This window comes from Methylobacterium sp. J-072 (assembly GCF_022829425.1).
Classification (GTDB): Bacteria; Pseudomonadota; Alphaproteobacteria; order Rhizobiales; family Beijerinckiaceae; genus Methylobacterium.
In genome coordinates this window covers 1-13,710 of the sequence record NZ_JAKSYK010000053.1, presented here as the reverse complement: position 1 = coordinate 13,710, position 13,710 = coordinate 1, and the positions used below count along the sequence as shown (strand labels likewise).

The window sequence follows — 13,710 nt, the reverse complement described above, 5'->3', positions numbered from 1 at the left end:
TGTGAACCTCTTAGCCCGCGAGGGGGGAAAGGGAGAGGCGCGCGTGTCGGGCTTCCGCCCTCATCCGCCGACGGGGTGCGGATTGGCGAACATGGCGCCTCTCCGGGCCTATCGGGGCGGCGGCGCCTGAAACCTCACAGCGCCAGAATCCCCTCCACCATCTCCTGCACGGCGAGCGCTTCGGCGAGGGTGGCGAGGTGGTGGGGTTCGCCGCGGGTCATACGGGCGACGCCGTCGAGCTGGCGGCGCAGCGCGATCGGGCGGGCCTCCGCGTTGGGCAGCGCGTCGGGAGCCGGGACGAAGGTCCCGTCCGCGGCGCGGCGCTCGGCGATGGCCCAGTCGCGCAGGCGGATCGCGCCGGCATCGCCCTCGAGCGTCCAGGTGTTGCGGTCGTCCTCCGCGACCCCGCCGACCTGGCCGGTGAGCGTGACCGGGACGTCGCCCGCCGTGAGCGTCACGTCGATCGCCCGCTCCGAGCGGCCGGGCTTCGGGAACGCGATCGTGCCGGCGAGCCCGTGGAGCGGCCCGCACAGGCGGTGGCTGAGGAACAGGAAGTGCGAGACCACCTCGCGGGTGAAGCCACCCTCGGCCCGGGCATCGAGCCAGCGCGCCGCGTCGGCCTGCCAGGGGCGCGGCCAGCGGGCGAAGGCCACCGCGATGGTGAGCCGCCGGGGCGTCCCGACCGCGCCGTCAGTGATCCAGCGCTGCAGCGCCGCCACGCCGGGCGAGGAGGCGAACGGGAAGTTCACCGCCCCGGCCGCCCCCGCGGACGCCACGAAGGCGCGGGCCTCGGCGAGGTCGATGGCCAGGGGCTTCTCGCAGAACACGGTCCGGCCGGCGGCCAGCGCGGCTCGGGCATAGCCGAGATGCGAGGCCGGCGGCGAGGCGACGTACACGCAGGCGCTCGCCGCCACGACCGCGGCGGAATCGGCGACCTGCGGCACCGCCGGGAAGGCCGCGCCGACCCGGGCCATTGCCTCCGGCGACGGATCCCACAGGGCGGCGACCCGCACGGGCGAATCCGGCGCCCCGTGGAGGGCGGCGATCAGGCGCTCGCCCATGATGCCGGCGCCGATGATCCCGAGGGCGAGCGGCGCGTCGGTCGTGGTCATTCCTGGTCCCTGTGCTGGTGACGGCGCCCGGTCAGGCCCGGCCCTGCCGGGCGTCGAGGCTGAACGGGCCGGCCCCGAAGGCCGCGACCTGAAGCAAGCCGCCCGCCACGGCGAGGTTCTTCAGGAAGTGGAACATCTGGTTCGGGTCGGCCAGCGCCGTGTGGAAGGTGAGCGCCGTGGCTACCGCGAAGCCGGCGAGCGCCAGGGCGACGAGCCGGGTCCGGTAGCCGAGGATCAGCAGCAGGCCGCCCAGGATCTCCACCAGCGCTGCCACCGCGAAAGAAACCTCCGGCAGCGGCAGGCCGGCGGCCCGGATGGTGGCGAGCGTCGCGGCCGGGGCGGCGAGCTTGCCGACCCCGCTCACCAGGAACAGCGCGCTCATCAGGACCCGGCCGGTGACCGGCAGCAGCGTCAGCGCGGGGGCGATCGGGGATGCCATGGGAAGACTCCGTTTCAGCGTGCAGAGGTTCGACGATCAGGCCGCGTCGGGAAGCGCGAGGCCGCGGACCCAGTCCGCCGCGAGGCTGACATCGGCCTGCGACAGACCATGGCCGACAGGAAGAATCCGGTGTGTGACCGCGGCGCCGGCGGCCGTGAGCTGCTGGGCCAGCCGGCTGGCGTTCTCGGCCGGGACGATCGGGTCCATGGCTCCGGACAGGATCAGCACCGGCTTGCCCGCGAGGTCCGCCGCGGGCGGCTCGGCCAGCGGCACCATCGGGCGGATCAGCACCGCGCCGGCCAGCACCTCCGGGTGCAGCATCAGCAGGGCGGCGGCGATGTTGGCGCCGTTCGAGAAGCCGAGCGCCAGCGGCGCGGCCAGGCCGTAGCGCGCCCGCGCCGCCGCCACGAAAGCCGCGAGATCCCGGGTACGGCGGCGCAGGTCGGCCTCGTCGAACACGCCCTCGGCCAGGCGCCGGAAGAACCGCGGCATGCCGTTCTCCAGCACCGCCCCGCGGGGCGACAGCAGGGCTGCGCCCGGGGCCACGATCCGGCCCAGCGGCAGGAGATCGTGCTCGTTGCCGCCGGTCCCGTGCAGGAGCAGGAGCGGCGGCGCACCGGCGGCGCCGGGCTCGAAACGGTGGATCAGGCCGAGGGCATCGGGGGTCAGAACGTCTTGGTTCATGGCGACCTCGCTGGTGGCAATCTTTGCACCTCCGTCCCGTTCGTCCGGGGCGGAGGCGTGGGTCAGGCGACCTTCGGCAGCACCGCCTCGATCTGGGCCCGGTGCGGCTCCAGTCCGGCGGGCAGCTTCAGGGCGCTGCCGAGGGACTCCACCGGCTCGTCGACGGCGAAGCCGGGGGCGTCGGTGGCGATCTCGAACAGCACGCCGCCGGGCTCGCGGAAGTAGACCGACCGGAAATACTGCCGGTCCCGCTGCTCGGTGACCTGGAGGCCGAGCCCGGCGAGTTTTTCGGCCATCGCGGCCTGGGCGGCGTCGTCCGCCGCCCGGAACGCGATGTGGTGGACCGAGCCCGCTCCCTGCCGACCGCGTAGGAAGCCGCCCACCGCCCGGATCGTCACGAAGCCGCCGAGCTCAGCGCTGCCGGCGAACCGAGTCAGGTTGCCCTCGCGGGCCTCCTCGCGCAGGCCCAGCACCTCCGTGAGGATCGCGGCCGTGGCCTCGGCCGTCTCCAGGAGCAGCGTCACCCCGTGCAGGCCGCGGATCGCGTGCTCGGCCGGAACCTCGACCGAGGCCCAGCCAGCCTCCGCCTCAGCACCGTCGACGCCGACCAGCGCCAGCATCATCCCGTCCGGGTCGCGGAACCGCAGGGTCGGCGCGCCGAACACCTGGACCAGGGGCTCGTGGGCGACGCCCTTCTCGATCAGCCGGTGGGTCCACCAGCCGATGGAGCCGCGGGGCACCCGGAACGCGGTCTCCTGGGTCTCGCCGATCCCGACCCGGCCGGGGGCCGCGTGCTCGATCGGGAAGAAGGTCAGGATCGTGCCGGGCTGCCCGGCCGCGTCGCCGTAGTAGAGGTGGTAGGTGCCCGGATCGTCGAAGTTGACGGTCTTCTTCACCAGCCGCTGTCCGAGCACGCGGGTGTGGAAGTCGAGGTTGCGCATTGCCGGGCCGGAAAAGGCCGTGACGTGGTGGAGGCCGGACTGCACCATGACGCTGTCTCCCGAGAAGCCGCCGCGGATGCCGCGGGGCGTTTGCGATGACGGCAATCTGGCCCTTGCCATCGCTCGCGAAAATAGAAACGCTGGAAACCCATCATTTCCGGAATGCGACTCATGCGGCTTCCCGATTTCGAGGCCTGGGCGGTCTTCGCCAAGGTGGTGGAGGTGGGCTCCTTCGGCCGGGCCGCGGAGGAGCTGGGCCTGTCGAAGGGCACCGTCTCGAAGGCTGTGGGCCGGCTGGAGGCCCGGATCGGCGCCCGGCTGTTCAACCGCACCTCGCGCAAGCTGGCGCTGACGGAGGCCGGGCACGCCGCCAAGGCCGGCGCCGCGCGGATCCTGGCGGAGGGCGAGGCCGCGGAGGCGCAGGCCGTGGCTGGGGCCGCGGAGCCGCGCGGCCTCGTCCGCCTCGCGGCGCCTATGACCTTCGGGGTGATGCATGTCGCGCCGCTGCTGCCGGATTTCCTGCGCCAGCACCCGGCGGTCTCGGTGGACCTGCACCTGTCCGACGCGGTGGTCGATCTCGTGGGCGGCGGCTTCGATATCGGCCTGCGGATCGCTGCGCTGCCGGATTCCTCCTTACGCGCCCGGCGGCTCTGCACGATCCGGCGCTCGCTGGTGGCCACGCCCGCCTATCTCGACCGGCACGGACGGCCTACGCATCCGGACGACCTCGCCCGCCACGCCTGCCTGGGCTACGCCTACCTGCCGACCCCCGACCGCTGGCGGTTCATCGACGCGGCCGGCGCGGAGGCCGTGATCGTGCCCGGCGGCCCACTGCGGGCGAACAACGCCGAGGCGCTGGCGCCGGCGCTCCGGGCCGGGCTCGGCCTCGCCCTGCAGCCGGACTTCATGATCTGGGACGACCTCGAATCCGGGCGCCTGGAACGGGTCCTGCCCGGCTGGTCGCCGCCGCCGATCGCGCTCCACCTCGTGACGCCCCCTGGCGACCCGCGGCCGGCCCGGATCACCGCCCTGATCGGCTATCTCGGACAGACGCTCGCCCAGGCCCCCTGGGCCGGGCCGGCGCCGCGATAGGGCAGGACCGGGATTCGTCGGATCCCAACCAGGCGTTACAGATCTCTGGGGGTTCGACGTCCAGTTCAGAGACTGACGGCACGGCGCTTGCGGTCAAAGATCGCGTTCCTATCGGAAGCGTACGGTCTTTACCTTTTGAATGATTTTATACAAATATTCTTGACTTGCTCGATGGTATCTGGCCAGGTCCGTAAAGCTTGGATACCTTACCTCTCTTGAAGGAGGGTGTCCGGCATCGGTCGTTACATGTCCGATCCTGGCGTCCGTGAGGCTGGCCCTGGACGCTCCATGGGGATGGATGAGGTGTTGACCGACCTTGGAACCGTCGCGCGGGCAGGCCCTCGGTCGTGCGGCCGTATTCCCCCGGCAAGACGGACCGGCAGCCCCCTGCCCTGCACGCGCCGGCGAGCGCAGCACCCGCCCGAGAGCCGTGCGCGCCGCCCTTGGCATAAGCCCCTTAGACCCGTCCGTTCGAGGCCTTGATGTTGACTGCGGTTCCCGTCCGATCCGCGCCCGATCGGCTGGTCCATAAGACCGTGGCCGCCGCCGTCGCCGAATCGTTGCGCCAACGGATCCTCACCGGCGAGTTCCCGGCCGGCACGCAGCTGCGCCAGGACGCGCTCGCGGAGGCATTCGGGATCAGCCGGATCCCGATCCGCGAAGCCCTGCTGCAGCTCGAAGCCACCGGCCTGATCAAGATCATGCCGCATCGCGGCGCCGTGGTCTCGGGCCTGTCGGTGGAGGAGGTGGAAGACATCTTCACCCTCCGAGTCCAGCTGGAGCCGGAACTTCTAGCCCTCTCGGCGCGGCGTTTTTCCGAGGCGAACATCCTGGAGCTGCACAGCCTCACCGAGGACTACAGCGCCGCCCTGGCGGCCGGCGAGATCCTGCGCTGGGGCGAGCTGAACCGCCGCTTCCATCTCGATCTGTTGCGGCACGCCGAGCGCCCGCGCTCGCTCAGCATCGTCGCCGGCCTGCTGCAGGATTGCGACCGCCCGACCCGGCTCCAGCTCTCGGCATCCGGGGACGTCGCCCGGGCCGACCGGGAGCACCGGGAGATCCTCGCCCTGTGCGAGGCCGGCGAGATCGACGCGGCAGCCGACATGCTGCGCAGCCATATCGAGCATGCCGCGCGATCCCTGATCGCGATCTACCGGCGCGCGCTCGGCGCGTGAGGCGGGGCGCGCGGCCGGCGCTGAACCGAGGGCTGCTGCCGTCACGGACGGGCCCAAGCCCCCGAAAGCAGGCGCGGGTCCCCTCCTCCCGTGCGGGCTGGCGGCTTCACAGAACGCGGTCCGGATGGCTTTCGGCTGCAAGAGAAGTCTCCCCGAGGCAAACACGCGCTCTCCCTCCCCCCTTTGCGGGGGAGGGTGGCCCCCGAAGGGGGTCGGGAGAGGGGAGCGACGGTGCAGGATCGGGCTTTGCCCGTCATGGCAGTCGCGCCCTTCTCTGAACCCGGGTTCCCCTCTCCCGACCCGGCCTGACGGCCGGCCCACCCTCCCCCGCAGAGGGGGGAGGGAGTCGCGCTTGGAGTTAGCCTTAGCCCACATCCGGCCGCGATGTGTGAACATCGGGGTCGGCAGGATACGCTGGAGACACCGCGGCTCTCCCTCCCCCGCAGAGCTCCGATATTCACACATCGGCTTGCGAAAACCGCCACGCGCCCCCTCTCCCGTGCGGGAGAGGGTTGGGGTGAGGGACTAGGTCTTTCCGGAAAGCGCGCATCCCTCACCCTGTCCCTCTCCCGCACGGGAGAGGGGACCCGCGCCGCATCCGGAGATGTGAGAGTCCGATAGCCCGCAGAGGGAGAGGGAGCCTGCGGCGCCCCGGGGTGACGGGGTTGGGCGCTGCGACCTGTGCGTCACGTCCGCAGCACGGGAAGAACGCCCCTCACTCGCCCTTGTCCGTGCGCCCCGCGAGCCGACCAGGCAGGCCGGTCAGGCGGTCCTTCATCGCCAGCACCTTCTGGACCTTGGCGCCGAGGGTGAGGAGCTGGACCAGGCGCTCGGTGTCGAGGCGGCGCACGTCGGCGTACCAACCCGCAAAGAGCTCGAACAGGTCGTGCATCTCCCGTAGCCGGCCTTGCGCGTGGCGCTCCGCCTCGGACTCGGCGTCCTGCATCAGCAACTCGCGCAGCAGGGTCAGGGTCGGGTCGATCTCGCGCTTCTTGCGCTCCTCGACCAGGGTGCGGACGATCTGCCAGATGTCCTCCGGGGTGGCGAAGTAGTCGCGCCGGTCCCCGGGCACGTGCAGAAGCCGCACGAGGTTCCAGGCCTGCAACTCCTTGAGCCCCATGCTGACGTTGGAGCGCGAGACGCCCAGACGCTCGACGATCTCGTCGGCGTTGAGCGGCCGCTCGGCCACGAACAGCAGGGCGTAGATCTGCCCCACGGTCCGGTTGATGCCCCAGCGCGAGCCCATCTCGCCGAAATGCAGCACGAAGGTCTGGATCAGGGGAGGCAGGTGCACGGCGGCGATCCGTCGAACGGTAAGGCCCCCGGGAGAGCCGGGGTGTTGCCGGCTTATCAGCTCTTGAGCCAGAACCGGAGGAGCGTCGCCACGGCGCCGAGGCCGAGGATGCTCCCGGCCCAGAGCCCCACGAACCAGGCGAGGCGCTTCCAGAGCGGGAGCGGGGTTGCGGGCGCCATCAGTGATACCCGTGCGCGTCGACCTTGCCGCGGAACACCCAGTAGGAATACGCGGTGTAGATCAGGATGATCGGGATCAGGACCGAGGCGCCGACCAGCATGAACATCTGGCTCGCCTCGGGTGCGGCGGCCTGCCAGATCGTGATCCGCCCCGGCACCACGTCGGGGAAGATGCTGATCCCGAGCCCCAGGAACGACAGGGCGAACAGGCCGAGCGCGATCAGGAACGGCGCCCGCTCGCCCCCGCCCCGCAGGGTCCGCCACAGGGCGACGGCGGCCAGCGCCACCAGCAGCGGCACCTGCGCCGAGACCAGGACGTTCGGCATCGCCAGCCAGCGCTCGAAGTAGCGCCCCTGCAGGAACGGCGTCGCGGCGCTGACCAGCGCGATCGCCGCCACGGTGGCGATGGTCAGGCGCTGGGCGAACCGGCGGGCCTGGAGCTGGAGCAGCCCCTCCGTGCGCATCACCAGCCAGGTCGCCCCGAGCAGCGCGTAGGCGACCACGAGGCTGACGCCGACCAGCAGGCTGAACGGGGTCAGCCAGTCCCACCAGCCGCCGGCATAGGCCCGGCCCTCGACCGCGATGCCCTGGAGCAGCGCCCCGAGCGCGATCCCCTGGGCGAGCGCCGCCACCACGGAGCCGCCCGTGAAGGCGACATCCCAGGCGGCGCGGTGGCCGGGATCGCGCCAGCGGAACTCGAAGGCGACGCCGCGAAAGATCAGCCCGAGCAGCATGGCGATGATCGGCGCGTAGAGTGCCGGCAGGATCACCGCGTAGGCCAGCGGGAAGGCCGCGAACAGCCCGCCGCCGCCCAGCACCAGCCAGGTCTCGTTGCCGTCCCAGACCGGGGCGACCGAGTTCATCGCGGTGTCGCGCTCCGGCCCCGGCCGCAGGGCCGGGAACAGGATGCCGATGCCGAGATCGAAGCCGTCCATGACGATGTAGGCGAAGACCGCGAAGGCGATCACGAACGCCCAGATCACGGTGAGATCGACGCTGTAGACCATGGCTGCTGCCTCACTTGGCCGGCTGGAGGTGGCGGTCGGGATCGACCGACGGGGCGGGGGTGATGCCGGCGGTGCGGATCGGCGCGCCGGGCTCGATCCCGGACTCGCCAGCATGGGGCGGCTGGGCCATCAGGCGCAGGATGTACAGAACCCCCATGGCGAAGACGGAAAAATAGATCACCACGAAGGCGGTGAGCGAGGCGGCCACCGCCGGGCCGTGAAGCGGCGAGGCGGATTGCGCTGTCCGCAGCAGGCCGTAGACCGTGTAGGGCTGGCGCCCGACCTCGGTGGTGATCCAGCCGGCCAGCACCGCCACGAAGCCGGCGGGGCCCATGGCGACCGCGAAGCGGTGCAGCGGGCGCCACCGGTAGAGCGCCCCGCGCCAGCGGGCGAGCAGGCTGATCGCGCCGAGGAGCAGCATCAGCATGCCGAGCCCGACCATGATGCGGAACGACCAGAACACGATCGGCACCGGCGGCCAGTCCTTCCGGGGCAGGCTGTCGAGGCCGGCGAGCGGCGCGTCCAGGCTGTGCTTGAGCACCAGCGAGGACAGCTTCGGGATCTCCACCGCGTAGCGGACCGTGCCGGCCTCCTGGTCAGGCAGGCCGAACAGCACCAGCGGCGCCCCGTCCGGATGGCTCTGGAAGTGGCCCTCCATGGCCATGACCTTGGCGGGCTGGTGCTCCAGGGTGTTGAGCCCGTGCGCGTCGCCCGCAAAGATCTGGACCGGCGCCACCAGGGCGGCCATCCACATCGCCATCGAGAACATCGTCCGGGCCGCCGGGTTGGCCCGGTCGCGCAGCAGGTGCCAGGCGCCGACCGCGCCGACCACCAGGGCGGTCGTCAGGTAGGCCGCCAGCACCATGTGGACGAGGCGGAACGGGAAGGACGGGTTGAACACGATCGCCCACCAGTCCAGCGGCACGAACTGGCCCTCGGCGTTGGTGCCGTAGCCCGCCGGCGTCTGCATCCAGGAATTCACCGACAGGATCCAGAACGCCGAGAAGAAGGTCCCGAACGCCACCATCAGGGTCGCGGCTAAGTGCAGCCGCGGCCCGACCTTGCTCATCCCGAACAGCATCACCCCGAGGAAGCCCGCCTCCAGGAAGAAGGCCGACAGCACCTCGTAGGCCATCATCGGGCCGAGCACCGGCCCGGTCTTGTCGGAGAAGACCGACCAGTTGGTGCCGAACTGGTAGGACATCACCAGGCCGGAGACGACGCCCATGGCGAACGCGATGGCGAAGATCTTCAACCAGTACTTGAACAGGTCCATGAAGACCTGCCGGCCGGTCGCGAGGAACAGGCCCTCCAGCACGGCGAGGAAGCTCGCCAGCCCGATCGAGAAGGCCGGGAACACGATGTGGAACGCCACCGTGAAGCCGAACTGGATGCGGGCGAGGATCAGGGGATCGAGGGTGTCGAGCACGATGGGTCTCCCGGCTCGGGATCTGCGACTCGGTTTATAGCAATTTCAGAAATTTCTGAAAAGTCGATAATTACAGGAGAACCGTGGTGGCCGTGCAGGCCTGGACGCGCGCGGCCGGACACGGCAGGTTCGGGGCGATTCCCCGAACGATCGGGCGCTTGCAAGCACGGTGCCCGCCCTCGGGCCACCGCGCCGCGCGACACGCCGCTCCCCGGACACCACGAGACCCGTCGCCCCATGGCCGAACCCGTTGCCGCCGCCTTCCTCGACGCGCCCGTCGACCTCGCCGCCGTGCTCTCGGAGCGCATCCGCGGCATCGGGACGAGCCAGATCGGGCTGGTGGCGGATCGCGGCCGCGACGACCCGGACGTGGTCAAGCTCTGGATCGGCGAGGGCGACCTGCCGACGCCGCCCTTCATCGTCGAGGCGGCGCACCGGGCGATGCAGGCCGGGCATACCCGCTACACCACGTCCCTCGGCCTGCCGGCCCTGCGGGCAGCGCTCAGCGCCTATCACGCCCGGCACTGGGGCGTGGACGTCCCGGCCGACCGCTTCGCCGTCACGGCCGGCGGCATGAACGCGATCATGCAGGCGGCGCAGGCGCTGCTGGAGCCGGGCGACGAGATCATCATCCCCTCCCCGGCCTGGCCGAACCTCGCCGAGGCAGTCCGCATCACCGGCGGCGTGCCGGTGACGGTGCCCTACCGGATCCAGCCGGACGGGCGATTCACGCTGCCGCTCGCCGACATCGAAGCGGCGCTGACGCCGCGCACCCGGGTCATCATGGTCAACTCGCCCTCGAACCCGACGGGCTGGACCATGCCGCTCGCCGAGATGACAGCGTTGCGCGACCTCGCCCGCACCCGCGGCCTGTGGATCCTCTCGGACGAGGTCTACGCGCACTTCACCTACGGCAACCAGATCGCGCCGTCCTTCCTGCAGATCTGCACGGAGGACGACCGGCTGATCGTCACCAACACCTTCTCGAAGAACTGGGCGATGACCGGCTGGCGTGCCGGCTGGGTGATCTTCCCCCGGGGCCTGGCGCCGACCTTCGCGAAGCTCGGCCAGTACAGCACCACCTCGATCCCGACCTTCATCCAGCACGCCTGCGTCACGGCCCTCGACGAGGGCGACGGCTTCATCCGCACCATGGTCGACCGCTGCGCCGAGGCGAGGGGGATCCTGGTGGAGGGGCTGGCGCGCCTGCCCGGCGTGACCGTGGCGCCGCCGGACGGCGCCTTCTACCTCATGCCCCGGATCGCCGGCGACGAGCCGAGCCTCGAACTCGCCTACCGCCTGCTGCGCGACGCCAAGGTCGGCGTCGCCCCGGGCACCGCCTTCGGCCCCGCGGGCGAAGGCCTGGTCCGCATCTGCTTCGCCATCAGCCCGGACCTGGCGCGGGAGGCGGTGCGGCGGTTGTCGGGGGTGTTGGGGCGGGGTTCGGCCGGACGGGCGAACTGATCCGGAGGGCGGCGTTTCAGCTCCGGCGTAAGCGTGGGGATCCCCTCGCCTCGATTGTCGGATGAAGCGCGGGTCCCCTCTCCCGTGCGGGAGAGGGACAGGGTGAGGGATGCGCCGTATCCGGACAGACCTGGCCCCTCACCCCAACCCTCTCCCGCACGGGAGAGGGAGTCCCTCGCGTCTCACTGACGCCGATGTGAGCCTCACAGCGAGGGAGGACCGCGCGTCTGTCAGACCGCCGCCCGCCCCCAGCAAATAACCCTCACCGCCCCCAGCGCAGCACCAGCGCATCGTTCCGCCGCGCCAGCTCGATCAGCGCCGCGCGCGTGTCCGGATGGAGCGGCTGGAGCGGCAGGCGGGCGGTTTCGTTGGCGATGATGCCGCCCTCGGCCATCAGCGCCTTGCAGGCGAGCAGCCCGCATTGCCGGTTCTCGTGGTTGATCAGCGGCAGCCAGCGCGCGTAGGCGTCAAGCGCCTCGCTCCGGCGGCCGGCCGCGTAGGCGTCGGTGATCTTGCGGATGCCGTCCGGATAGGCGCCGCCGGTCATCGCCCCGGTGGCGCCGGCATCGAGATCGGCCATCAGGGTGATCGCCTCCTCGCCGTCCCAGGGGCCGACCACCGCGTCGCCGCCCTGCGCGATCAGCTCGCGCAGCTTGCCCGCCGCCCCGGGGGTCTCGATCTTGAAGTAGGAGACGTTTTCGATCTCCCGGGCCATGCGCGCCAGGAACGCGGCCGAGAGCGGCGTGCCCGCCACCGGCGCGTCCTGGATCATGATCGGGATCGCGATCGCGTCCGAGACCCCGCGGAAGAAGTCGTAGACGCCGAGTTCCGGCACCCGGATCGTGGCGCCGTGATAGGGCGGCATGACCATCACCATGGCGGCTCCGGCTTCTTGCGCCCGGCGCGAGCGCTCGGCGCAGACCTGCGTGGCGAAATGCGTGGTCGTGACGATCACCGGCACCCGGCCGGCGACGTGGTCGAGCACCGCGTCCATCACGGTCTCGCGCTCGGCGTCGGTGAGCACGAACTGCTCGGAAAAGTTGGCCAAGATGCAGAGGCCGTGGCTGCCGGCGTCGATCATGAAGTCGATCGCCCGGCGCTGCCCGTCGAGATCGAGGTTGCCCGCGGCGTCGAACACCGTGGGGGCGACCGGGAAGACGCCCCGGTAGGGCTGGGCAGGCGAACTCATGCGCGATCCTCCACCGGGGCGGGCCGCGCGCGCCGGCTCACAGGAAAAGACCGGTCCGGGCCGCTCCGGGGCCACGCGGCCGCCCCGGATCGGCGACACGCCGGCACTGTGCCGAAGGATCATCCGAGATCAACGCCCGTCCCGGCGCGGGCTCGACAAAAGCCGCGATGTGTTTGCGCGAACCTGAGCGAGGTCGTCCAAGCCTTGCGCCATCCCAACAACCCGAAATGGGCGCAAGAAATATTATTCCCTACCAACAGCTTGAATGTCCGGTCGACGCCAGATCATCCCCCCATCAATCCGAGGTCGCGAAGCAGAGCCGAGCACTCGGAAAACACCAGCCGATCAAGGTCTTGCCCCATCGGCGGCTCACGCTGCCGGACCGGTTCGCCCCGCGCCGAATGCCGGGCCGGTTCACGGACCGGAAGAACCAATCCGCGGGAATCCCGCAGGATCTTGGAAAACCTTGCTTTCCGGCGATGGACCCGCCCCGGGGCGGCGTAGGCGCCAACGGCCAAGCTTGGTATAGGACACGTGGCTTGGCGCCGTCGGTGACGACTCGCCCCGTTTTCCCGTCCCGACCCAGTCTTCGCGGCCTTCCGAACAGGTTGTCCGGATGAGGTTCGAGACGATCGATCTGGAGTTCATCGTGATGCGTATTGTTTCCGCCTCCGTCGCGGCCGTTTTCGCCGCAGCCGCGCTTCTTCTCGGCGCGCCGGCGCGGGCCGACGACCTCGACGCGATCCGCGCCGCCAAGACCCTGCGGATTGGCACCGAGGGGACCTACGCGCCGTTCAGCTTCCACGACGCCTCCGGGGCGCTGGTCGGCTTCGACGTGGAGATCGGCCGCAAGGTCGCCGAGAAGCTCGGCGTCACGCCCCAGTTCGTCGAGGGCAAGTGGGACGGCCTGATCGCCGGGCTCGACGCCAAGCGTTACGACGTGGTGATCAACCAAGTCAGCATCACCAAGGAGCGCCAGGCGAAGTTCGACTTCTCCGAGCCGTATATCCGCTCCCGGGCCGTGGTGATCACCCGGGCCGACAACACCGCGATCAAGTCTTTCGCCGACCTGAAGGGCAAGAAGTCCGCCCAGAGCCTGAGCAGCAACTTCGCGCGGCTGGCCACGGAGGCCGGGGCCGAGCTGGTCGGCACCGACGGGTTCGACCAGTCGATCCAGCTGGTCGTCACCGGCCGTGCCGATGCCACCCTCAACGACAACGTGTCGTTCCTCGACTTCCACAAGAAGCAGCCGAACGCCCCGGTGAAGGTCGTCGGCCAGAAGGACGACGCGGACGCCTCCGGCATCCTCCTGCGCAAGAACAACCCCGCCCTGAAGGCGGCGCTCGACAAGGCGCTCACCGAGATCAAGGCCGACGGCAGCTATGCGGCGATCGCGCAGACATATTTCGGGGCGGACGTTTCGCAGTAGGCGGGTCTTCGCGGGGTAAGGGTAACATCCGAACCCGCGGCTCTCCCTCCCCCCTCTGCGGGGGAGGGAGGCCCCCGAAGGACGTCGGGAGAGGGGACCCACGGTGCAGGAGGGGGCTTTGTCCGTCGTGCCCGTTGCGTCATTTGCTGAACCCGGGTTGCCCTCCCCCGACCCCTGCTGACGCAGGGGCCACCCTCCCCCGCCGAGTGGCGCAGGAGCGCGCGTGGAATCTCCGGTCGCGGTGCCTTGCTGCGCCCCGCGCGATCCGCAGCTGGC

The 13,710-nt window shown here is 70.8% G+C and carries 13 protein-coding genes; 4 read left to right on the top strand and 9 right to left on the bottom strand.

Translation table 11 applies throughout. The features are described 5' to 3' along the window. Positions 1–134: 134 nt before the first annotated feature. The 4 genes from MKK67_RS04875 to MKK67_RS04860 form a co-directional block, all read right to left on the bottom strand. Positions 135–1,112, bottom strand: a complete 978-nt coding sequence (locus tag MKK67_RS04875) for a Gfo/Idh/MocA family protein (RefSeq protein ID WP_243962536.1) — start codon at positions 1,110–1,112, stop codon at positions 135–137. Between the two features lie 31 nt (positions 1,113–1,143). After that, the gene (locus MKK67_RS04870; RefSeq protein WP_243962535.1) at positions 1,144–1,551 is read right to left on the bottom strand and encodes a DoxX family protein; all 408 of its coding nucleotides are present in this window, start codon (positions 1,549–1,551) and stop codon (positions 1,144–1,146) included. Between the two features lie 36 nt (positions 1,552–1,587). Then, positions 1,588–2,235: an alpha/beta hydrolase gene (locus MKK67_RS04865; protein ID WP_243962534.1), complete on the bottom strand. Its 648-nt coding sequence runs from the start codon at positions 2,233–2,235 to the stop codon at positions 1,588–1,590. A 62-nt stretch (positions 2,236–2,297) separates the two neighbouring features. Beyond that, positions 2,298–3,224 (bottom strand): ring-cleaving dioxygenase, encoded by a 927-nt coding sequence (locus tag MKK67_RS04860; protein ID WP_243962533.1) that lies wholly within the window; start codon positions 3,222–3,224, stop codon positions 2,298–2,300. Between the two features lie 123 nt (positions 3,225–3,347). On the opposite strand from MKK67_RS04860, the gene MKK67_RS04855 reads away from it, so the two are divergent. Both MKK67_RS04855 and MKK67_RS04850 read left to right on the top strand, forming a co-directional pair. After that, on the top strand, positions 3,348–4,268 hold the full coding sequence (locus MKK67_RS04855) for a LysR family transcriptional regulator (protein ID WP_243962532.1): 921 nt from the start codon (positions 3,348–3,350) through the stop codon (positions 4,266–4,268). A gap of 482 nt (positions 4,269–4,750) precedes the next feature. Then, positions 4,751–5,443 carry a GntR family transcriptional regulator gene (locus MKK67_RS04850; protein WP_243962531.1) on the top strand — a complete coding sequence of 231 codons (693 nt, stop codon included), beginning with the start codon at positions 4,751–4,753 and terminating at the stop codon, positions 5,441–5,443. 715 nt (positions 5,444–6,158) lie between these two features. On the opposite strand, the gene MKK67_RS04845 is transcribed toward MKK67_RS04850, so the two are convergent. The 4 genes from MKK67_RS04845 to MKK67_RS04830 are packed head-to-tail and all read right to left on the bottom strand — an operon-like array spanning position 6,159 to position 9,352. Continuing rightward, positions 6,159–6,737 (bottom strand): GbsR/MarR family transcriptional regulator, encoded by a 579-nt coding sequence (locus MKK67_RS04845; RefSeq protein ID WP_243962530.1) that lies wholly within the window; start codon positions 6,735–6,737, stop codon positions 6,159–6,161. Positions 6,738–6,793: 56 nt separating this feature from the next. Further along, positions 6,794–6,916, bottom strand: coding sequence for a DUF2474 family protein (locus MKK67_RS04840; RefSeq protein WP_147856215.1), 123 nt, complete (start codon positions 6,914–6,916; stop codon positions 6,794–6,796). Further along, on the bottom strand, positions 6,916–7,923 hold the full coding sequence (gene cydB, locus MKK67_RS04835; protein WP_243962529.1) for a cytochrome d ubiquinol oxidase subunit II: 1,008 nt from the start codon (positions 7,921–7,923) through the stop codon (positions 6,916–6,918). The genes MKK67_RS04840 and cydB overlap by 1 nt, the downstream gene beginning before the upstream one ends. A gap of 10 nt (positions 7,924–7,933) precedes the next feature. Next, complete coding sequence (locus MKK67_RS04830) at positions 7,934–9,352, bottom strand: cytochrome ubiquinol oxidase subunit I (RefSeq protein ID WP_243962528.1); 1,419 nt, start codon at positions 9,350–9,352, stop codon at positions 7,934–7,936. Positions 9,353–9,589: 237 nt separating this feature from the next. Here MKK67_RS04830 and MKK67_RS04825 point away from each other — a divergent pair, with 237 nt between their 5' ends. After that, positions 9,590–10,816 carry a pyridoxal phosphate-dependent aminotransferase gene (locus MKK67_RS04825; protein WP_243962527.1) on the top strand — a complete coding sequence of 409 codons (1,227 nt, stop codon included), beginning with the start codon at positions 9,590–9,592 and terminating at the stop codon, positions 10,814–10,816. Between the two features lie 262 nt (positions 10,817–11,078). Here MKK67_RS04825 and MKK67_RS04820 read toward each other — a convergent pair whose 3' ends face one another. Beyond that, a complete protein-coding gene (locus MKK67_RS04820) occupies positions 11,079–12,005 on the bottom strand; it encodes a dihydrodipicolinate synthase family protein (protein ID WP_243962526.1) in 927 nt (308 codons plus the stop codon). Between the two features lie 652 nt (positions 12,006–12,657). On the opposite strand from MKK67_RS04820, the gene MKK67_RS04815 reads away from it, so the two are divergent. Further along, positions 12,658–13,434: an amino acid ABC transporter substrate-binding protein gene (locus MKK67_RS04815; RefSeq protein WP_243962562.1), complete on the top strand. Its 777-nt coding sequence runs from the start codon at positions 12,658–12,660 to the stop codon at positions 13,432–13,434. Positions 13,435–13,710: the final 276 nt, after the last annotated feature.